At 72.8% G+C, this 20245-nt stretch carries 19 protein-coding genes and 3 pseudogenes; 13 read left to right on the forward strand and 9 right to left on the reverse strand.

The window, feature by feature from the left end; genetic code table 11:
* Window positions 1-52 precede the first annotated feature (52 nt).
* The 3 genes and pseudogenes from ACIRYZ_RS27705 to ACIRYZ_RS27715 form a co-directional block, all read right to left on the reverse strand.
* Window positions 53-831: pseudogene (locus ACIRYZ_RS27705) on the reverse strand (solute carrier family 23 protein); the annotation flags it as partial.
* Window positions 832-844: 13 nt separating this feature from the next.
* A complete protein-coding gene (locus tag ACIRYZ_RS27710; protein ID WP_402949185.1) occupies window positions 845-2059 on the reverse strand; it encodes an RNA-guided endonuclease InsQ/TnpB family protein in 1215 nt (404 codons plus the stop codon).
* A gap of 296 nt (window positions 2060-2355) precedes the next feature.
* A complete protein-coding gene (locus tag ACIRYZ_RS27715) occupies window positions 2356-3309 on the reverse strand; it encodes a LuxR C-terminal-related transcriptional regulator (protein ID WP_402949055.1) in 954 nt (317 codons plus the stop codon).
* A 194-nt stretch (window positions 3310-3503) separates the two neighbouring features.
* On the opposite strand from ACIRYZ_RS27715, the gene ACIRYZ_RS27720 reads away from it, so the two are divergent.
* From ACIRYZ_RS27720 to ACIRYZ_RS27745, 6 genes are all read left to right on the forward strand, one after another.
* Window positions 3504-4211 carry a G1 family glutamic endopeptidase gene (locus tag ACIRYZ_RS27720; RefSeq protein ID WP_402949057.1) on the forward strand — a complete coding sequence of 236 codons (708 nt, stop codon included), beginning with the start codon at window positions 3504-3506 and terminating at the stop codon, window positions 4209-4211.
* A 192-nt stretch (window positions 4212-4403) separates the two neighbouring features.
* Window positions 4404-5750, forward strand: a complete 1347-nt coding sequence (locus tag ACIRYZ_RS27725; RefSeq protein WP_402949059.1) for a diacylglycerol/lipid kinase family protein — start codon at window positions 4404-4406, stop codon at window positions 5748-5750.
* Entirely contained in the window at window positions 5747-6310 is a 564-nt protein-coding gene (locus ACIRYZ_RS27730; protein ID WP_402949061.1) for a phosphatase PAP2 family protein, read from the forward strand. Before ACIRYZ_RS27725 ends, ACIRYZ_RS27730 begins: the two co-directional genes overlap by 4 nt.
* A 278-nt stretch (window positions 6311-6588) precedes the next feature.
* A complete protein-coding gene (locus ACIRYZ_RS27735) occupies window positions 6589-7335 on the forward strand; it encodes a hypothetical protein (protein WP_402949064.1) in 747 nt (248 codons plus the stop codon).
* Window positions 7336-7503: 168 nt separating this feature from the next.
* The gene (locus ACIRYZ_RS27740; RefSeq protein ID WP_402949067.1) at window positions 7504-7656 is read left to right on the forward strand and encodes a hypothetical protein; all 153 of its coding nucleotides are present in this window, start codon (window positions 7504-7506) and stop codon (window positions 7654-7656) included.
* 398 nt (window positions 7657-8054) lie between these two features.
* On the forward strand, window positions 8055-8459 hold the full coding sequence (locus ACIRYZ_RS27745; RefSeq protein ID WP_402949070.1) for a hypothetical protein: 405 nt from the start codon (window positions 8055-8057) through the stop codon (window positions 8457-8459).
* Here ACIRYZ_RS27745 and ACIRYZ_RS27750 read toward each other — a convergent pair.
* A pseudogene (locus ACIRYZ_RS27750) lies at window positions 8372-9124 on the reverse strand (transposase); the annotation flags it as partial. The gene ACIRYZ_RS27745 and the pseudogene ACIRYZ_RS27750 overlap by 88 nt on opposite strands.
* 119 nt (window positions 9125-9243) lie before the next feature.
* Between ACIRYZ_RS27750 and ACIRYZ_RS27755 the strand changes: the two are divergent.
* A complete protein-coding gene (locus tag ACIRYZ_RS27755) occupies window positions 9244-9522 on the forward strand; it encodes a phosphatase PAP2 family protein (protein WP_402949072.1) in 279 nt (92 codons plus the stop codon).
* A gap of 158 nt (window positions 9523-9680) precedes the next feature.
* Window positions 9681-10394: a ricin-type beta-trefoil lectin domain protein gene (locus ACIRYZ_RS27760; protein ID WP_402949075.1), complete on the forward strand. Its 714-nt coding sequence runs from the start codon at window positions 9681-9683 to the stop codon at window positions 10392-10394.
* 82 nt (window positions 10395-10476) lie between these two features.
* On the opposite strand, the gene ACIRYZ_RS27765 is transcribed toward ACIRYZ_RS27760, so the two are convergent.
* Complete coding sequence (locus ACIRYZ_RS27765) at window positions 10477-13191, reverse strand: BTAD domain-containing putative transcriptional regulator (protein ID WP_402949078.1); 2715 nt, start codon at window positions 13189-13191, stop codon at window positions 10477-10479.
* 202 nt (window positions 13192-13393) lie between these two features.
* On the opposite strand from ACIRYZ_RS27765, the gene ACIRYZ_RS27770 reads away from it, so the two are divergent.
* On the forward strand, window positions 13394-14764 hold the full coding sequence (locus ACIRYZ_RS27770; RefSeq protein WP_402949081.1) for a M14 family zinc carboxypeptidase: 1371 nt from the start codon (window positions 13394-13396) through the stop codon (window positions 14762-14764).
* A 323-nt stretch (window positions 14765-15087) separates the two neighbouring features.
* A complete protein-coding gene (locus ACIRYZ_RS27775; RefSeq protein ID WP_402949084.1) occupies window positions 15088-15747 on the forward strand; it encodes an HD family hydrolase in 660 nt (219 codons plus the stop codon).
* A 62-nt stretch (window positions 15748-15809) separates the two neighbouring features.
* Here ACIRYZ_RS27775 and ACIRYZ_RS27780 read toward each other — a convergent pair.
* Window positions 15810-16121, reverse strand: a pseudogene (locus ACIRYZ_RS27780) (CatB-related O-acetyltransferase); the annotation flags it as partial.
* Window positions 16122-16296: 175 nt separating this feature from the next.
* Between ACIRYZ_RS27780 and ACIRYZ_RS27785 the strand changes: the two are divergent.
* The 3 genes from ACIRYZ_RS27785 to ACIRYZ_RS27795 all read left to right on the forward strand — a co-directional run bounded on the left by ACIRYZ_RS27785 (window position 16297) and on the right by ACIRYZ_RS27795 (window position 18131).
* Entirely contained in the window at window positions 16297-16899 is a 603-nt protein-coding gene (locus ACIRYZ_RS27785; RefSeq protein WP_402949087.1) for a dihydrofolate reductase family protein, read from the forward strand.
* A gap of 83 nt (window positions 16900-16982) precedes the next feature.
* The gene (locus tag ACIRYZ_RS27790) at window positions 16983-17534 is read left to right on the forward strand and encodes a hypothetical protein (protein WP_402949090.1); all 552 of its coding nucleotides are present in this window, start codon (window positions 16983-16985) and stop codon (window positions 17532-17534) included.
* A gap of 150 nt (window positions 17535-17684) precedes the next feature.
* Window positions 17685-18131 (forward strand): helix-turn-helix domain-containing protein, encoded by a 447-nt coding sequence (locus ACIRYZ_RS27795; protein WP_402949093.1) that lies wholly within the window; start codon window positions 17685-17687, stop codon window positions 18129-18131.
* 132 nt (window positions 18132-18263) lie between these two features.
* Here the strand turns inward: ACIRYZ_RS27795 and ACIRYZ_RS27800 are convergent, their stop codons facing one another.
* The 3 genes from ACIRYZ_RS27800 to ACIRYZ_RS27810 all read right to left on the reverse strand — a co-directional run bounded on the left by ACIRYZ_RS27800 (window position 18264) and on the right by ACIRYZ_RS27810 (window position 20241).
* A complete protein-coding gene (locus ACIRYZ_RS27800) occupies window positions 18264-18866 on the reverse strand; it encodes a ClpP family protease (protein ID WP_402949095.1) in 603 nt (200 codons plus the stop codon).
* A gap of 1 nt (window position 18867) precedes the next feature.
* Window positions 18868-19506, reverse strand: coding sequence for an ATP-dependent Clp protease proteolytic subunit (locus ACIRYZ_RS27805; RefSeq protein WP_402949098.1), 639 nt, complete (start codon window positions 19504-19506; stop codon window positions 18868-18870).
* A 150-nt stretch (window positions 19507-19656) separates the two neighbouring features.
* Entirely contained in the window at window positions 19657-20241 is a 585-nt protein-coding gene (locus ACIRYZ_RS27810; RefSeq protein ID WP_402949101.1) for a TetR/AcrR family transcriptional regulator, read from the reverse strand.
* Window positions 20242-20245: the final 4 nt, after the last annotated feature.

The raw sequence follows: 20245 nt of genomic DNA on the forward strand, positions 1-20245 counted from the left end.
TCCTGAGCCGCAGGCCCGGACCGCATCCACTGCGGTCCGGGCCTGCGGGCGTCTACGGGGCGCCGCGCCCCGTCCCGCCCTCGGCCGGCTCGTCGTAGGAGGAGGTGCCCTCGTCCAGCAGCGGTTCCTGCGTCCTGAGGTGCGCCGGGGCCAGTGCGCGCAGCGTGTGGTAGCCGGTGATGACGACCAGCGTGCCCAGCGCGATCCCGCTGAGGGAAAAGGTGTCGGTGAACTTCATCGTCACGTTCCTGATGATGATGATGATGCCCGCCGCGGCCGGCACCAGGTTCAGCGGGTTACGCAGGTCCACGCCGGACTTGGTCCAGATCTGCGCGCCGAGCAGGCCGATCAGGCCGTACAGGATGACGGTGATGCCGCCGAGCACCCCGCCGGGGATCGCGGCGACGACCGCGCCGAACTTCGGGCAGATGCCGAACAGCAGCGCGAAGCCGGCCGCGGCCCAGTACGCGGCGGTGGAGTAGACCCGGGTCGCGGCCATCACGCCGATGTTCTCGGAGTACGTGGTGTTGGGCGGGCCGCCGAGCGCGGTGGAGAGCATCGAGCCGACGCCGTCCACTGGTCCTGGGGCCAGTACGTCGACGCGGTCACCGGGGCCAGGTTGAAGCCGATCAGCATGACGACCGCGCCGGTGACGATCGGCGGCATCGTGGCGTGGATGATCCGCGCCCCGAAGTACTGGACCGCAAGTCCCACCAGGAACAGCACCCCGCCCACCACGAGCACTGCGCCGGTCACCGTCGCGCTGGTGCCGCCCTGCGCCCGGATCACCGCGGCGACCCCGACGAAGGACAGCGAGCAGCCGAGTTGACTTCCGCTCCCCGGCCTATGGGTCGGGGATTCCTACCACGGTCGGGTGACCGTCTCGGTGGGTTCCTGCTTCTTTGCGCTGTGCCGGGACGAGTCCCGGTCTTACCTGCGCTCGACAGGCTGTCACCGCCAGTCCGGCGACCTTGGCGATGTTGACGGCGGCGTTGATGTCCCGGTCCAGCCACGCCCCGCATGCCTGGCACTGCCATGTGCGGACGTGCAGGGGTTTGGGGCCGTCTTTGACGCCGCAGTTCGAGCACACCTGGCTGGTCGGCTCGAACCGGCCGATCCTGATCAGGGTCCGGCCGAACTTCGTGGCCTTGTACTCCAGCATCGTGACGAACTGCGACCACCCGGCGTCGTGCACGGACTTGGCCAGCCTGGTACGGGCGAGTCCCTTGACCGCCAGATCTTCCACCGCCACGGCTTGGTTCTCGCGCATGAGCCGGGTGGAGAGCTGGTGATGGAACTCGCGCCGGGCGTCGGCCACCTTGGCGTGCGCCTTGGCGACCTTGACGCGGGCCTTGGTCCGGTTGTTGCTGCCCCTTTCCTTGCGAGACAGGGCCTGTTGGGCGCGCTTGAGCTTCTTCTCGGCACGTCGCAGGAACTTGGGGCTGTCGATCTTCGTGCCGTCCGAGAGGACGGCGAAGTGCCCGAGTCCCAGATCAAGGCCGATGATCGGCTCCGTCCCGGGAAGGATCTCGGGGGCGGTGTCCACGACGAACGAGGCGAAGTATCGGCCCGCGCTGTCCTTGACCACCGTCACTGTGGACGGTGCCGAGGGCAGGGAACGGGACCACTTCACCCGCACGTCGCCGATCTTCGGCAGGGACAGGTCCCCGCCGGGCGTGATCTTCCACCGGGCGTTCGCGGTGAACCGGATCGCCTGCCGGGTGTCCTTCCGGGACTTGAACCGAGGCGGCCCCATCTTCGGGCGCTTGCCCTTGAGGCCGTCGAAGAAGTTCCGGTAGGCGGCATCCAGGTCCCTGAGGGACTGCTGCAAGACCACCGACGACACCTCGCCGAGCCATGCACGCTCGGGAGTGCTCTTCGCAAAGGTCAGCGCCTTGGACAACTCCGCCGACTTGACGAACGGCAGCCCGGCGGCGCGAGCGTCCTCACGTGCACGCAGCGCGTCGTTGAACACCACGCGGGAGCACCCGAACGCACGGGCCAGCGCTGAACGCTGAGGTCCGTTCGGATAGAGGCGGAACGAATATCTGAGCTGCACGAAGAACACCCCCTTCCCGGGAACCGACGGCACGATCAACATGCCACACGGCACTGACAGAAGGCACTTCCCGTCAACACTGCGGGAGGGTGCACCCACTCGGGTCGGAGCAGGATTCGGATCCGCTTGCAGCTTCCAGCGCAGGCCGAGATCCATGGTGGGGGCGCTTTCTCTGTTGCTCCGGGCTCCGTACGTCTCTGTACTCCGAGCCACTGACCGCACCATTCGCGTGGTCGCCGGGCCTGCCACGCGCCACCGGCCCCGCTCCTGACCTGCGCAATCGCGCCTGACCGGCTCTACAGCAGCTCCGCCCGGGCCGCCTGGATGCCCGCCTGGAAGCGGGTCCGGGCGCCGAAGCGGTCCATCAGCTCCCGCACCCAGCGCTGCACCGTCCGGGTGGAAACCCCCAGCTGGCGGGCGATCGACTCGTCGGTGAGTCCCGCCGCCAGCAGCGTCAGCAACTGCCGGTGCCGGTCCTGCGGCGGCTCCTCGGACAGCTCCGGCAGCCGCATCCCGTGCGCCCAGTACAGCTCGAACAGCCCGGCCAGCGCGTCCAGCAGGGTGGAGGGCCGGATCAGCAGCACGCTCTCCAGCTCGGTGCCCGCGCTGACCGGCAGCAGCGCCCACCGGTCGTCCAACAGGGCCAGCTTCAGCGGCACTTCGGTGTGCACCCGGGCCTGCTCCCCGGCCGCGGTGAAGGTCCGGATCTCCGCCAGCCGGTCCGGGTCGCGCAGCACCCGGCTGTGGTACACCACCCTGGTCGTCACCCCCCGTGCCAGCAGGGCGAGTTCGGTCTGCGGATCGGATTGCCGCACGTACGGCGGACGGTCCAGCACCCGCACCCGCTCGCGCACCCCCAGCTGCAGGGTGCGCCACAGCTCGGAGATCGAGTGGCGCCCGCAGATCACCTCCACCGGCCCGGCCGCCTCGGCGTCCGGGCGGCCCTGCCGGTAGGTGCGCATCAGCTCGCCGATCCGGCCCCGGGCGCGCCGCAGTTCGACCTCGCGCCGCAGCAGCAGCTCCTCCAGCGCCACGTCCGGCGGCACCGCCGTCCACGCCCCCGCCGCGCACGCCTCCACCAGTCCCAGTTCGGCCAGCACGGCCAGCGCGGCGACCACGATCGAGGCCCGCAGGTTCAACTGCGCCGCCAGCCACTGCGGATCGGCGGCCGGAAGGCCCAGCAGCCGCAGGTAGAGCTGCTCCTCCAGCGCACCGAGGCCGAGTCCGGCGAGCATGCCCGTCCCCGACACGGCACCCCTCCTCGCGCACTGCACCGCCAGCGGACGTGCCGACTCTGCGCCACCGGGTGGCCTAAATCAAGGGAATGACCGGTCGACATGTTCCCGCCATGTCGGGTTCCGGTCCACCCGACTCCCTTCCCGGCCGCCCGAAGCGGCCCCCAAGCTGGGCGGCACCCCCACAACGCCCAGTCGAGGAGCCCTCCATGGCCCTTTCCCGCACCGGCCGCCTCGCGCTCGCCGCCCTGCTGGCCCTGCCGGCCGCCGCGGCCGCCACCCCCGCGGCCACCGCGGCCCCCACCGCCCACGCCGCGCACACCTACGCCGCGCACCACTACGGCCACGGCCCCCGCTTCGACGGCGGCGTCTGGGGCGGCTACGTCGCCCAGGGCAGCGGCTTCCAGAGCGTCTCCGGCTCCTGGACCATGCCCACCGTGCAGTGCAACACCTCCAACGACCTGTTCGCCCCCTGGGTCGGCATCGACGGCTACGGCTCGCAGACCGTCGAGCAGACCGGCGTGCAGGTCGACTGCTCCAGCGGCTCCCCGGTCTACTCCGCCTGGTACGAGATGTACCCGGCCCCGCCGCAGTACTTCAACGACCCGGTGGACGCCGGCGACAGCTTCACCGCCTCGGTGGTCAACAGCGGCGGCTCCACCTACACGCTGCAGATCACCGACACCACCAAGGGCTGGACCGAGAACACCGTCCAGCAGCTGAACGGCCAGAACGTCAGCGCCGAGGCCGTGATCGAGTCCCCGAGCCAGAGCTACCCGTCCTTCAGCCGCCTGGACTTCTCCGGCGTCACCGTCAACGGGCAGGTCTTCGACAGCTACGCCCCGCAGGCCATCGACAGCGGCCCCTACACCGAGACCGCGCTCAGCAACGGCTCCTTCGCCATCGTCCCCGCCTGACGCCTCCTCGCCCCGCCCCGCCCCGGCCCGCGCTCCCGCGTGCCGGGGCGGCGCACGTGCCGCCGCTGCGCCGAACGGGTGAGCGCCGGTGACCTGCGCGCTGCGCCCGGCACGCGGGTGTCGGCGCCCTCCGGTTACCGTGACCGGACCGGAGGGCGCCGACGGCGCCCCAGCGCACGAAGCGGGGAGCCGATGACGAAGGCGGCGGGCCGTGGGCCGCGGAACCTCGCGCGGATCGCGCTGCTGTGCGCGCTGGCCGCGCTGGTCGTGGTCGCGTTCACCGGCCTGCACGGGCTGCTGGTGCTGATCGCCGAGACCGTCGGGCTCGTGCTGATGGCCGTCGGCGCGTGGTGGGTGCTGGCCTACCGCGGGGTGACCCGGGTGGTCGGCGCGGTGCTCGCGGTCGCCGCGCCGATCGGGGTGATCGTGCTGGCGGTCGTCTCCGAGGTGCTGCTGCCGGTGGTGGTGGCGCTCGTCCTCTGGTTCGTCGGGCTGGCCCTGGCCCGCTCGGCGCTGCGGGCGGCCCGGCCGCCCAAGGCGATGCCCGAGCGGGAGGTGCCGGCGCCCCGGCGGCCGGTGCTGATCATGAACCCGAAGTCCGGCGGCGGCAAGGTCGAGCGCTTTCAACTGGTCCGCAAGGCCGAGGAGTTGGGTGCCAAGGTGATCCTGCTGGACACCTCCGTCCAGCAGGACGTGGGCGAGCTGGCCCGCCAGGCCGTCGCCGAGGGCGCCGACCTGATCGGCGTGGCCGGCGGGGACGGCACCCAGGCGCTGGTCGCCGCCGTCGCGGCCGAGGCGGGCCTGCCGTTCCTGGTGGTCTGCGCCGGCACCCGCAATCACTTCGCGATGGACCTCGGTCTCGACCGCACCGACCCCTCCACCGGCCTGGACGCGCTGCGCGACGGCGTCGAACTGCGCGTGGACCTCGGCCGGGTGGGGGACCGGCCCTTCGTCAACACCGTCTCCTTCGGCGCCTACGCCGCGATCGTGCAGAGCCCCCAGTACCGCGACGCCAAGACCGCCACCGCCCTGGACGCCCTGCCGGACCTGCTGCTCGGCGAGAACGGCCCCCGAATGACCGCCCAGGCCGACGACCACCGCCTCGACGCCCCGCAGGCGCTGCTGGTCAGCAACAACCCCTACGCCGCTCCCGACGTGATCGGCGTGGGCCGACGCCCGCGCCTGGACCGGGGCGTGCTCGGCGTCCTCGCCGTCCGCGTCGACGGCGCCGCCCAGGCCGCCGAGCTGGCACTGCTCGGCGCACAGGCCACCGGCCTGACGGTGATGTCGGCACGCCGGGTCACGGTGCGTGCGGACGCCGAGCGAATCCCGGTCGCCGTCGACGGCGAGGCGCTGATCCTGCCCACGCCGGTCGTCTGCACCCTCGGCGCCCAGCCCCTGCGGGTGCGCGTCCCGCGCAACCGTCCCGGCGTCGACCCCGCCCTGCAGGACCGCACCCGCGGCCTGGACTGGCGCGATGTGGTGCGCCTGGCTCTCGTTCGTACCCCGGCCGCCGCCCGGACGGAGGCCGGGGTGTGAACGACACCGTCCTGCACGACCTGTCCGCACTCGACGGCGCGCTCTACGCGGCCGTCGCGGCGACCGACACGCCCGCGCTGGACGTGCGCCTGCGCAGGCTCTCCGCGGCCGCCGACCGCTCGAAGATCAACCTGTCGGTCGCGGTGGCGCTGACGCTGGTCCCCGGCCGCTGCCGCCGGGCCGGGCTCGCGGGCGCGGCGGCCGTCGCCCTCGCCTCGTTCAGCTCCAACATCCTCGGCAAGGGGCTGGTGCGCCGCCCGCGCCCCGACCGCGAGGGCGCGCGGGTGCGGGTGGACCGCCAGGTGCCGATGCCGACCTCGGCCTCCTTCCCGTCCGGGCACACCGCCTCGGCCTTCGCGCTGGCGACCGCCGTCGGGACGGTGCTGCCCCCGGCCTCGGTCCCGCTGGGGATGTTCGCGTGCGCGGTGGGCTACTCGCGGGTCCACACGGGCGTGCACTATCCCGGCGACGTCATCGCCGGGGCGGTGCTGGGTTCGGCGTGCGCGTCGCTGGTGCTGGCGATGGGCCACAAGGTGCTCGTGTCCGGCGGGCGCGGCTGACGCGGACTCGCTGTGGGCAGCTGATGTGAACAAGTTTTAGACAAAGCTTTCACGACAGTTGACGGTCTATCACCACATCCCCCACGCTGGGCGACACCGACCACGCGCTCCACCACACACCTGGTCGGTCCGTGTCCACCGGAAGGGGTCCTTCTCGCATGCGCCGAACCTTCGCCGCCTTACTGACCGCCCTGCTCGCCCTGGTGGGTGTCGCCGTCCTGCCGTCCGTCGCGTAGGCCGACACCCCCGGCAACTGCTCCACCGGCCGAGGCGCCGGGATGGCATCCGCGACCTGCAACAACGTGCCGGCCGGCACCGTCTGGCACGTCGAGACGGTCTGCTTCTACGTCATCTCCAACCAGCCGATCACCTACTGGGTGATCGATATGGACATCCAGGGGTTCTTCGACAACCTTGATCATGATCTGGTCCTCAAGGCGGTAGCTCATCACACCGATCAGCGGTGGGTCCTGCTGTATAACGGGAAGCTGAACCTGGCGAAGATCGGTGACGTGCGGGTGAAGTGGTCCCGCGCGCTTCCGGTCGACCCGTCGTCGGTGACGATCGTGCTCGACCCGGCGGGCAGGTACCACGCCTCCTTCGTGGAGGAGAACCGCCGGCGGCTGCTCGGGGTCCTGCTGGCCAAGGTTGAGCTGGAGGTCACCGCCGCGACGCGGCTGGGAATCGACCAGGACCAGGCCGAGGTGCTGCTCGGGTGGATCGATCAGGCCGGCCCCGATGGCTCCGCCGTGTCGACCAACGCGCTGACCAACCGGCTGCAGCGCACTGGCGTGCAACTCATGGACCTTGACCAGGACGAGACGCCCCCGGGCCGGATGGCATCGGCGATGGCGATCGCCGTCGCCGCGGACGCGCTCAGCGCTCACCTCCACTTCGAGAACGGCGACGTGGACGGGGTCCGCCGGGCCCTGGGCCGGACGGAGGCCGCTCTCATCGAGGCCCAGCAGAGCATCCACGACCTGCGTGTGGAGATCGGTGACGTCGATGAGGAACCCGCCGACTGAGCCGGGACGGTCAGGCGTCGGTCGCAGGCCGGACCGGCGTGGTGAGGAGAAGCAGGTGGCCCGCTGCAGCGACGGGCCCCGAGGTGTGCATGTCGTCCGCCACGCTCGGGAGCACCCCGGCGATGCGTTCCACGCCGAACTGGGGCCAACGTCAGCCTGGCCGCTGCCATGCACGGTCTCAGCGATCCGCTGCGGCTGCGGATCGTCGACCTGCTGGCCCGCCAGGGCAAGACCGAGTGCTCCGTGATCTACAACGCCCTGGGGGGATCAGCAAGTCGAACGCCTCGCACCACTTCCGGGTGCTGTGCGAGTGCGGCCTGATCCTCCGCACCCACCAGGGGCAGCAGCAGAGCGCCCGGCTGTGCACCGACGAGTTCGACGAGCGGTTCCCGGGGCTGCTCCGCGCGGTGCTGGACAACATAGACAGCGTGGTGAGCCGGGGGACCGAGGCCGCGTCGGCCTCCGCGCGTCGGCCAATTGTTTGGCTGATTCGGATCGAACTTTCTCCCTCATCGCCGCGATCCTGGCATGTTCGTGCCCGCGCGGTGCCGGATTCCCCGGTCGACGGCCAGGGAAGCGGCGGATCCGGTTCCTCTTCAGATGGGGCCGACAACTCCAGCTCCATTTACGGACATTGACGAGGATAGCTCGCGAGAAGCACGATCAATGAGGCAACTCGTGGGGCTCACGTGGCCCCCGCCAAACTCGGGGAGAAAACCATGTTCGGTATGCGGAAGTTCGCCGCTGCGGGCGCGGCCGCAGTCGTCATCGCAGGGCTCGGCACGGCCGGCACGGCCGTGGCCGCCCCGGTCGCGTCCCAGTCGCCGTCCCTGGCGTCGTGTGACCTCTACGTCGGCCAGCCCTACCACAGCCTCGACGGCAAGGTATGGGTCCAGGGTGGCGGTAACAACTGCGGCGGCGCCGTCGACCAGATCTGTGTCTGGCTCCAGTACAACTCCCTGGGCAACGTCTACACTCAAGACATCCAGTGTCGGCCCGTAGGCCAGTACGACAACACCTGGGGCGCCTCGTCCGCCTACACCCCCGGCATGTGGGGCGGGATGGCCATCGCGATGAAGAACGGCGCGTATGTGCAGACGGTGCAGAACGGCGCCTGGCTCTGACGACGGGGCTGCTGTAGCAGGTGGCACGACAGCGGGGAGCCGGCCCGGACGGGTCGTCCGGGCCGGCTCCCCGGCTGCCCCTTCCGCCGGGACTGCCTCTGGGTGATGCGCCTGGTCATGATGGTGATCGCGGCCCAGGTGATCAGCAACTCGGAGTGCTGGACGAGCCGTTCATGGTCGCGGGCATGCCGGCGGGCGTGCATGATCCAGGCGTGGGACCGCTCGACCACCCAACGCCGGGGAAGGGCGACGAACCCCTTCGCGTCCTTGGGCCGGCTGACGGTCTTGATCGTCAGGTTCAGGTACTTCTTCGCCCAGCCGACCAGCTGTCCGGCATAGGCCGAGTCGGCCCAGACGATCGTGATCTCCGGGTGCATCAGTCGCAGCCGGAACAGCACTTCCTTCGCCGCGTCGCGGTCGGTCATGTCGGCTGCGGCGAACCTCGGATCGGCCTTCTTGGCCTGGTTGAACTCCTTGCGCAACGCGGGCGGCGACCACGGCCGCCACGGCGTCAGCTCGGCCTCGGGAATGCCGTAGGACTCCTCGGCCTTTCGCTGCCACCACGACGCCCCGACCCATGAGACGGCCCAGTTGTACGCGGCCCGTGCCGCACCGCAGTGCGACCGAAAGGCTGTCTCCTGCCCGGAGTTCGGATCCAGCGCGAAACGGTACGCCTGGACCACGAAACCGGGACGCGCCTCGAACCTCCGCACAAGACACCCCCAACCCGAGCCAGACCGACGACTATCCGGACCATACCGGGCAGCACTGACAAACAGTCGAAATGTCCGAATTGCTGAGACTCGCCGATGGAAACGGCAACAGCGGTCAACCCTCCGGGCACACCGCCTCGGCCTTCGCGCTGGCGACCGCCGTCGGGGCGGTGCTGCCCCCGGCCTCGGTCCCGCTGGGGATGTTCGCGTGCGCGGGGGGCTACTCGCGGGTGCACACGGGCGTGCACTATCCCGGCGACGTCATCGCCGGGGCGGTGCTGGGCTCGGCGTGCGCGTCGCCGGTGTTGGCGATGGGCCACAAGATGCTTGTGTCCGGCGGGCGCGGCTGACGCGGACTCGCTGTGGTCAGCTGATGTGAACAAGTTTTAGACAAAGCTTTCACGACAGTTGACGGTCAATCACCACATCCCCCACGCTGGGCGACACCGACCACGCGCTCCACCACACACCTGGTCGGTCCGTGTCCACCGGAAGGGGTCCTTCTCGCATGCGCCGAACCTTCGCCGCCTTACTGACCGCCCTGCTCGCCCTGGTGGGTGTCGCCGTCCTGCCGTCCGTCGCGCAGGCCGACACCCCCGGCAACTGCTCCACCGGCCGAGGCGCCGGGATGGCATCCGCGACCTGCAACAACGTGCCGGCCGGCACCGTCTGGCACGTCGAGACGGTCTGCTTCTACGTCATCTCCAACCAGCCGATCACCTACTGGGTCGCCGGCAACACCGTGGTCGGCAACGGGATGTCCACCTCGGTCTGCCACCCCGGTGACATCGCCACCGACACGATCCGCCCGGTCGTCATCGGCATGCAGGGCAAGCAGGGCCGCCTGGTCGGCTACGGCGGCAAGTGCGTGGACGTCGCGCACGGCAGCAGCAACGTCGCCACCCCGGTGCAGATCTACGACTGCAACGGCACCGCCGCCCAGTGGTGGACCCTGGGGCTGGACAACTCCGTGCGGGCCCTGGGCATGTGTCTCAACGTGGTGTGGGGCAGCGCCGACAGCCCCAACGGCACCAAGGTCGAGATCTACAACTGCGTCGGCAGCCCGGGCGAGCAGTGGGTCCCGCAGCCCGACGGCTCGCTGAGGAACGTGCTGACCGGCAAGTGCCTGGACGAGCTCGGCTTCAACACCGCCAACCGCACCCAGCTGGGCATCTGGGACTGCAACGGCCTGGACAACCAGAAGTGGGTCCTCACGCCCTGACGCCGTTGAGTGCCGTCGGCGGGCCCGCCTCCCGGGGGGAGGCCGGGGCCGCCGAGCGGCGCGACCCGGCTGCGGCCGGCCGTCAGCACCCTCCGGGCAGGGCCCGGCCCGCCCCCGGTCGTGCGGCGCGCGGCTCGGCGCCCGCCGCGCCGGCCGTCGTGGCCGCCGTACCCGCCGTGGCGGGCAGGGCGCGCAGGGCCGCCTCCGCCGCCGCCTCGCCGTCGCCGTACTGGTGGGCCCGGGCGGAGCGCAGGGCGGCGTCGAGGTGGAGTGCGGCCTCCTCCGGGTGTCCGGTGGCGGCGAGCGCGCGGCCGTAGAGGGTCTGCAGTACGACCCGGCGGGTGACCGGGAAGGGCGGCTCGGCGAGGGCCAGGCCGCGGGCGGCGTGGTGGGCGGCCTGTTCGGGGTCGCCGGCCGCCAGGCACTGGTCGGCCAGGTGCTGGCGGGCCAGGGCGACGAGGTCGGCGCGGCCGGCCTCTTCGGCCAGCGCGAGGGCCTCGGCCAGCAGGGCGCGCACCCGCGCCGGTCCGCCGTGCCGTGCGTCGTGGCCGTACCGGGCGAGGGCGACGGCCAGGTTGGTCAGGGCGACGGCCTGCGCGGTGCGGTCGTCGGCCAGGGCGGCGAGGCCGGGCGCCCGCTCCAGGTGGACGAGGGCCTCCTCGGGCCGGTCCTCCTCCAGCAGGACCCAGCCCAGCAGCGCGCGGGCGCGGGACTGGGCGCCGGGGTCGAGGTCGGCCTCGGCGGCGGCCAGGCCGTGTTCGAGCAGCGGCGCCCAGCCGTCCCGGACCTGCCACACGATCAGCGGCCACTGCAGGAGCACCAGGCGCCAGGCCCGGTCGTGCAGCCCGGCCGCGACCGCCGCCTCGACCGCTCCGCGCAGGGTGTCGCGTTCGGCGGCGTACCAGGCGAGCGCGCTCGCCCGGTCCGGGAACGGACGGACCTCGACGGGCCGCCGCGCCCCCGGCGGGGGGACGCAGCACGGCTCGCTGCCCGGCTCGGCGGCGGCGCACGCGGCGAGCATGGTGTTCACCAGGTGGTCGAGCAGGCGGGGCAGCACCTCGGCGTCGTCCTCGCCCGGGCGCGGCGGCAGGCTGCGGGCGTAGAGGCGGACCAGGTCGTGCAGGGTGTAGGCGTCGCGGCCGATCTCGACGACCAGGTGGGCGGCGGCCAACTGCCCCAGTGCGCCCGCGGCCCGGGGCAGTGCGTCGCCGGCCAGCGCGGCGGCGGTGCGGCTGTCGAGGGTGGCGCCGGTGTGGGTGCCGAGGCGGTGGAACATCCGGCGGGCCGGGTCGGACAGGTGCTGCACGGTCAGCGCCAGGGCGGCCGCGACGCTGGTGTCCTCCACGTCCAGCAGGCCCAACCGGACCTGCTCGTCGGCCAGTTCGTCGGCCATGGCGGCAAGGCCCCGGGCCGGGCAGGTGGCGACGCGGGCCGCCGCCAGGCGCAGCGCCAGCGGCAGCCCGTCGCACAGGACGGCCAGCTGGGCGGCGGCCTCGGGCTCGGCCGAGACCAGCTCCGGGCCCAGGGTGTCGGCGAGCAGGGTGACGGACTGCGGCGCGGACAGTTCGGCCAGCGGGACGGGCCGGGCGGCGTCCGAGGCGACCAGCCCGCCGAGCCGCTCGCGGCTGGTCACCACGGTGACGCAGCCCTCCCCGTCGGGCAGCAGCGGGCGGACCTGGTCGGAGGTGCGCGCGTTGTCCAGGACGATCAGCATCCTGCGCCCGGCGGTCAGTTCCCGGTAGTGGGCGGCCAGCGCCTCGGGGGAGTGGGGCATCCGCTCGGCCGGCAGCCCGAGGGCGAGCAGCAGTTCGCGCAGCACGGCGGGGGTGGAGCGCTCGGGCAGCGGACTGTGCCCGCACAGGTCGACGAACAGCCGCCCGTCGGGGAAGTCGGCCCGGTGGCGGTGGGCCCAGTGCACGGCCAGGGCGGTCTTGCCGACCCCGGCCCCGCCGGCGACCACGGCGATCGCCCCGGGGGAGGCGGCGGCCCGGTCGAGCGCGGCCAGCTCCTCCTCGCGTCCGGAGAAGCCGCGGGGGCGCCGGGGGAACGGCCACTGCGCGGGAGCTGCGGTGGGGGCGGCGGGGGCGCCCTCGACGGCCGGCGGGGCGGGCCGCGCGGCGGGGGCGTCGGTGCGCAGCAGCGCCTCGTGCGCCTCGACGAGCTCCGCCCCCGGACCGATCCCCAACTGCTCGGCCAGGGCCCGGCGGGCGCGGTGGAACCACTCCATCGCCTCCGAGCGCCGCCCGGCCTGCCCCAGCGCGGTCATCAGCGCCGCGACCAGCGACTCCCGCAGCGGGTTCAGCGCGGCCTCGGTGCCCAGCACCCCGGCCGCCGACCCGTGGTCACCGAGCTGCCCGTACGCGCGCGCCAGCTCCTCCACCGCCGCGAGCCGCAGCTCCTCCAGCGCCTGCGCGGCGCACCGCAACGGCAGACTCGGCGTCGTCCCGGCCAGCGCCGGCCCCCGCCACAGCCCGAGCGCCTCGCGCAGCACCGCCACCGACGCGTCCGCGTCCGGCGCCGAGCGGGCCGACCCTACGAGCCGCTCGAACCGCCTTGCGTCCACCGCCGACTCGGGCACCCGCAGCAGGTACGCGCCGCCGTCGGTCACCAGCTCGACCCCGCCGTCGCCGGCCCCGTGCGCGGCCAGCACCGCGCGCAGCCCGGACACGTGGTTCTGGATGACCGTGCGCGAATGCCGCGGCGGCTCCTCCTCCCACAGCGCCTCGGTCAGCCGCTCGACCCCCACCGGCGCACCCGGGTTCAGCACCAGCATCGCCAGCAGACTCCGGCGCTTCACCGACCCGACAGCGAGCTCCCGCCCATCCGCGGCCACCACGGCCGCCGAGCCCAACAACCGGAAGTCCACCCACGCCCCCACCGCGCCACCAGCAAATATGACAAGCATATGGCGGCGGGCGATCTCCCCATCGCAGAGCGTTCCCCTCCCCGGAGCCCCGGCCCCCGGCCCCGGCACCCTGGACGGCCGACGCCCCTAGCGGATGTACTGCGATCTCCGCAACGGCGCCACCAAGGGCGCCACCGGGGAGGGGACGGAACCGATGCTCACCGACACCTCGACCAGTGCGGGCAGGGCGGTCCTGCTCCACGACCGCCACCCCACACTGGAAGAACTCACCGCCACCGCACACCTGCTGGCCGCCCGACACCCGCACCTGTGCCGGGTGCGCACCCTCGGCACCTCCCGCGCCGGCCGGCCCCTGCTGCTCCTGTCGATCGGCCACGCCGCGGACAACGTGCTCGTCGTCACCGGCGCCCACGCCGACGAGTTCCCCGGCCGCTCCGGCCTCGTGGAACTGGCCCACCGGGTCCTGGCCCGACCCGACCTGCGCGAATCGACGGCCTGGCACCTCCTGCTCTGCCTCGACCCCGACGGGGCACACCTGGCCGAAGGCGGCCACCACGCCCGGACCCTGCCCGAGTACTTCGCGCACTACTTCCGCCCCGCCGCCGAGGAACAACCCGAATGGGCCCCGGCGATCGGCGGGACGCTCCCGGAGAGCCGGATCCTCCTCGACCTGATCGACGAACTCCGCCCGTCCCTCCAGTTCTCCCTGCACGGCGCCGACATCGGCGGCACCTTCGTCCAGGCCACCCGCGACCCGGCCGCCCTCGCCGACCCGCTCGCGAAGTCCGCCGCCGACCTCGGCATCCCCGTCGAGACCGGCAGCTACGACACGTTCTGGCTGCAGGCCCGCGGCCCCGGCGTCTTCCTGATGGAGCCCCACCACCTCGACCGGCAGGAGAGCACCACCGGCATGCTGGCCCCGGACCACCGGAAGGACACCGGCGTCCTCGCCGGCACCTGGTTCGCCCCCCGGCGCCACGGCGGCGCGACGGTCATCGTCGAGACACCGGCCTGGACCAGCGACCACCTCACGGACACCCGCCCGGCCGACGACGCCCGCACCCGCCTGACCGCCTGCGCCGACCAACTGCGCGACCGGGGCCGGCTGCTCACCGAACTGCTGGACGCCACCCCGCCCCACCCGGACGACACCGCCCTGCTCAGGGCCGCGCGCACCCCGCTGGCCGCACTGCGGCAGCTCGCCGACGAATGGGACCCGCGAGCCGGCGGACAGGACCTCCTGCGCCCGGGCCTGATGACCCGGGCGAAACTGGCCGGCATCGAACTGTGGGCCCACCGCATCCCGGTCCGCACGGCCGCCCTGCTGCGCCGCGCCCTCGACCCGGCCGACGCCCGCCCCGACCGCCTCCTGAGGGACTGGTGCGCCCAGTACCAGCGACGCTTCCAGCCGGTCCGGCTGCCCGTCGCACGCCAGGCGGACCATCAGGCGAACACCGTCCAGGCCGCCGTGGAACTCACCCGCCCGCCCGGCCGCGCCGCGTAGCCGGCCGCCCGCGGGCGACCCGGCGGGCGAAGCCGCAAGCCGTTGCGCGGTCGAACCCGCCGCCCGCGCCCACGCCGACCACGGGATCACCGGCACCCGCGGGGACATCGTCGGCGAGGTCATCGAACGCGCCCTCGACACCGGCGCTCGGGGGTCACCTTCGCCCCCGACGGCACCCTCACCGACGCCAAGACGCCCAGCGGGGCTACGAGCGCTCCCGCGCGACGCCCTCGCCGCTACCGGCCGCCGGTATCCTCCTCCCGTACCCCCAGCTCCGACAGCTCCATCCTGACGGACCGTCAACACCCGCCCGGGGAGGCTCCGTGCCCAATGACGACACCCCGCTGTTCGCCGCCGTTCGACAGCCCGACACCACCCCCGACCGGCTGCGCCGCCAGATCGAGTTCATCATCGAGGTCGACCGGCTCAAGAACGTCTTCCGGCAGAGCCCGCTGCTGGCCGCCGACCGGCGCGAGAACGACGCCGAACACTCCTGGCACCTCGCCCTGATGACCCTGGTCCTCGCCGAGTACGCGGACGAACCGGTCGACCCGGTCAAGGCCCTCGCCATGGTCATCCTGCACGACCTGGTCGAGATCTACGCCGGGGACACCTTCCTCTACGACTCCGCGGCCACCGCCGACCAGGAGGAACGCGAACGCCAAGCCGCCGACAAGCTGTTCGCGATCCTCCCGGACGACCAGCGCGACCACTTCCGCGCGATCTGGGACGAGTTCGAGGAACGCGCCAGCGCGGAGGCCCGGTTCGCCAAGGCGATGGACCGCCTCCAACCGCTGCTGCTCAACTACGGTAACCAAGGCGGCACTTGGCGCACCCCCGGAGTCACCGACGCCGACGTCCGGGCCCGCAAGTCCGTCATCGGCGACTCCTCCGCCGACCTGTGGCGCTACGCCGAGACCCTGATCCGCACCGGCGCCGACAACGGCTGGGTCCCACGCGCCGGCACGCCCCCCGAGTCGTGACACCCCCGGCCCCGTCCGGCCCCGTCCGGCCCCGACGTCCACGCACGGCGGCGCACCGCGGCTCAGGGCGTGGGCGCGGCGGCCTCCAGGGCGTCGACCGTGCCGGACATGACGGTGCGCAGATGCCGGGTGAGGTGCTCGGCGGGCCAGTGCCACCAGGCGACGGCCAGCAGACGGGCGATGTCGGCCTCGTCGTAGCGCAGGCGGATCACCTTGGCGGGGTTGCCGCCGGCGATCGCGTAGTCGGGGATGTCGGAGGTGGCCACCGACCCTGCGGCGACGATCGCGCCGTGCCCGATGCGCACTCCCGGCATCACGGTGGTGCCGTAGCCCAGCCACACGTCGTGGCCGACGACGGTGTCCCTCGTGGTCGGCGGGGTGACGGATCGTCGGGAACGCTCCATGATCCACTACGGGCCGCCGGCCCCACCGCGGCCTGCCCGGTCGGCTTTGACGCGGGACATCCCCGGCCTGCGCCAGGACTCGCCGGTGCCACGGAGAGCGGATTGTCGGACCCTCCCGCTAGCGTCGCGGTGGAGGAGGTGCGACATGGGTGGCACAGGGCGGCTGGTCGTGGCGATGCAGGTGTCCGCGGACGGCTACGTCGACAGTGAAGTCCAGGGCGCCGACTGGCAGTTGTGGAACTGGGGCCCGCAGTGGCCGTGGAGCGCGGACCTGCGGGCCTCGTTCAACGGCCTACTGGCCGGCGCCTCGGGGATCCTGCTGAGCCGGCCGATGGCGGACGAGGGGTACCTGGGGCACTGGGGGCGCATGGCCGATCTCCATCCCGCCGACGCGGACTGGGAGTTCAGCCGGGCGATCGGGGCGCTGCCGAAGTTCGCGGTGTCCCGATCGGGGCGGCCGGCGCGACGGTGGCCGCGCACCGAGGTGCTCAACGGCGAGCTGGCCGAGACGGTGGCGCGGGCGAAGGAACGGGCAGGCGGGGCACTGCTCTGCTTCGGGGGAGCGGGGCTGGTCTCCGCGCTGCTGCGCGAGGGCCTGGCCGAGGAGCTGCGCCTGTTCGTCAACCCCGGCTTCGCCGGATCGGGCAGCAGCGTGTTCGGGCCGTGGCTGGTGCGACACGCCTACCGGGCGGGCGGGGTGACGGCGTACGACTGCGGGATCGTGGAGAGCCGCTGGTCACGGGGGTAGCCGAGGCCCAGGGGGCTGACGCCGCTTTGCGAACCCTTTGCTAGCATCCGCCGCACCGAACAGCGGATCAAGAAGGAGCATCGGTGGACCAGGAGCGGGTGGAGCTGGCGTACAGGCCGACGGGCGAGGACTTCCGCGAGGCCATCGCCCAGACGCGGCGCACCTTGGCGGGTTGGCTGCCGCGGATCGCGCCGTCGGCGATGGCGGCCTTCACCGCGTTCGGCTTGGCGGCGAAGCTGGCGGACGGCCAGCCGGTCGGGTCGGACGCTGTGACGCTGGCCGCGCTGATGGCGCTGGTGATGTTCACGCCCCGGCTGCAGGTGATGTTGGCGCAGCGGCGCGCGGCCCGGCGCGGCGGCGAGTACCGCGCGGTGGTGGACGGCAGCGGCGTGAGCGTCACCGACGGGATCGGCATCCGCACCCTGAGCTGGACGGCCGGACTCCGCTTCGCCGAGACGCGGAACCTCTTCGTGGTCCTGAACCGCAGCGGCACCTGCCTCCTCGTCCTCCCCAAGCGCGGCACCCCCGCCCCCGACGCCCTGCGCGCACTCCTCACCCGGCACGCGACCCCCATCGGCCGCCAGGTGGACAACGACCGCCCGGCGAACAGCGGAACGGCCGCAGCAGGACGCTGACCGACACCCCGTCGGGCGACGGAGGATCAGTTCCGGACGGTCGCGGCGCGGTTCCCCCGCTCCGCGACGCCACCGGTCCGCCCGTACGGCTTCACCCAGGGCAGAATGCCGTTCCCTTCCCCCGGCGCGCAGGATCCCTAGGCTGAAGGGGTGAGCACTCATGCGCCGAACGAAGCCCGCGTCATCCCCCTGCGCCCGCAGACCTCGCCGCCCGCATCCGGCGGGGCGACCCGTGCCCCGCAGCGACCGGCGGGGGCCCCACCGGCGCCCGCGCCGAGGGAACCCCTGTGGCGCGACCTCGTCGGCGGTGTGCTGCGGCGCGAGCGGCTCGCCCAGGAGCGCACGCTGAAGGACGTCGCGCAGACGGCCCGGATCTCGATGCCGTACCTGTCGGAGCTGGAGCGCGGACGCAAGGAGGCGTCCTCCGAGGTGCTCGCGGCCGCCGCCAGGGCCCTCGGGCTCGGCCTCGGCGACCTGCTCTCGCTCGCCCAGGACGAGCTGGCCCGGTACGCCCCGAGCCGGGTGGGCCAGAGCCGGATGGGCGGGGGCCGCACGTCGCCCACGGCGCGGTTCGACGGCCTCTGCCTCGCGGCCTGACCGAGCCGCCCGGCCGCACCGCCTGGCCGAACCGTCTGAGCGAACCGCCTGACCACGCGGCCTGGCCGAACCGGCGCCCGGTACACCCCCGTCGTACCGGCCGCCGGTTCGGTCATCGGCCCCGGCGCGCGATCAGGCGAACGCGAGCCGCCGGCTCAGCACCTCGTCGGCCAGCCCGTAGGCGACGGCCTCCTCGGCGGTGAGCACCTTGTCCCGGTCCAGGTCCGCGCGCAGCGTCGCCACGTCGTGGTGCGTGTGCCGGGACAGGACCTCCTCCACCTGTGAGCGGATGCGGACCATCTCCTTGGCCGCGAGGCTGAGGTCGGAGACCGTCCCCTGCCGGCCGCCGCTGGCCGGCTGGCCGAGCAGCACCCGCGCGTGCTGGAGCACGAACCGCCGTCCGGGATCCCCGCCGGCCAGCAGTACCGCCGCCGTCGACGCCGCCTGACCGACGCAGAACGTGGAGATCGGCGCCTGCACGAACGTCATCGTGTCGTAGATCGCCATCAGCGAAGTGAACGATCCGCCGGGCGAGTTGAGGTAGATCGAGATCTCGCGCTCCGGGTTCTCCGACTCCAGGTGCAGGAGTTGCGCGATGACCACGTTGGCGACCCCATCGTCGATCTCGGTGCCGAGGAAGATGATCCGCTCGTTCAGCAGCCGGCTGAAGACGTCGTAGGACCGTTCACCCTGCGCGGTCCGCTCGATGACGTACGGAACCGTGTACGACCCCATGTCACAGTCCCATCCGTCGGCGCGAGGAGGCCGGGCGGATGTCGGCGACCGACTCCACCACCCGGTCCACGATCCCGTACTCCTTGGCCTGCTCGGCCGTGAACCAGCGGTCCCGGTCGCCGTCGCGCGCGATCGTCTCCTCGCTCTGCCCGGTGTGCTCGGCGGTGATCCGCTCGATGGCCCGCTTGGTGAACTCCAGGTTCTCCGCCTGGATCTCGATGTCCGCGGCGGTGCCGCCGATGCCCGCCGAGGGCTGGTGCATCATGATCCGCGCGTTCGGCAGCGCGAACCGCTTGCCGGGCGCCCCCACCGTGAGCAGGAACTGGCCCATGCTGGCGGCGAACCCCATCGCCAGCGTCGACACGTCGTTCGGGATCAGCCGCATGGTGTCGTAGATCGCGAGCCCCGCCGTGACCGACCCGCCGGGGCTGTTGATGTACAGGCTGATGTCGGTGCGCGGGTCCTCCGCGGACAGCAGCAACAGCTGCGCGCACACCCGGTTGGCCGATACGTCGTCGACCTGGGTGCCGAGCAGGACGATCCGCTGGGCGAGCAGCTGTGCCGCCAGATGGTCGTCGAAGGGGCTGGGCGGGGTGTCGCCCTGCTCCGCGCGGAGCGGGGGCGTGCTGAGGGGAGTCATCCGGTCTCCTTGTCGAGGAGGTCTGCCGTCGACTCCACTCTCGACCCGGGGAGCGCCCCGGATGCGGTTTCTCTGCCCGCCGCAGATTCGCCACGGGCAGAGCCGACAGCCGCAGTCCGGGCCGTGCCCGCCGCGGAGGCGGGCCCGTCCTCACACGAGGGCGGAGTCGAGGAAGTCGCGCCAGGCGGCGTGCACGCGCCCGGCGTGGGGGCCGTCGTCGCCGTTCCCGCGGTCGCCGTCGGCGAGGAGGTCCAGCAGCAGGCCGCGCAGGACGGCGAGTACCACGGTGGCGTTCGCCCGGGTGCCGGCAAGGACGCGTTCCAGCGGCGGCAGCCACTCGTCCAGTGAGGCGGTGTCGAAGTCCAGCCAGGGCTCGCAGCGGTCGAAGGCCCGGACGTACCCCTCGAAGAACAGCCGCAGCGCGCCCCGGCGTTCGGGCCTCGTCAGCCACTCCCAGAGCAGTTCGAGGGTCTCGCGGGCGCTGCCGCCCTCGACCTCGGACCGCTCCAGCAGCGCCAGTTGCTCGGCCCGTCCGACCGCCAGGACCTCCCGGACCAGCTGCTCCTTCGACCCGAACAGGTACAGCAACACGCGCGGGCTGGAGCCGATCTCCGCCGCCAGCGGGCGCAGCGAGAGGTCGGACACGCCCCGCTCGGCGACGTAGCGGACGGTCGCGGCGAGGATCTCCTCGCGGCGCGCTGACGGGCGGGGGACGGCGTTGGCGGGAGTGGACACGTGG

Origin of the sequence: Kitasatospora sp. NPDC101155, from assembly GCF_044768305.1 — a bacterium.
GTDB lineage: Bacteria > Actinomycetota > Actinomycetes > Streptomycetales > Streptomycetaceae > Kitasatospora.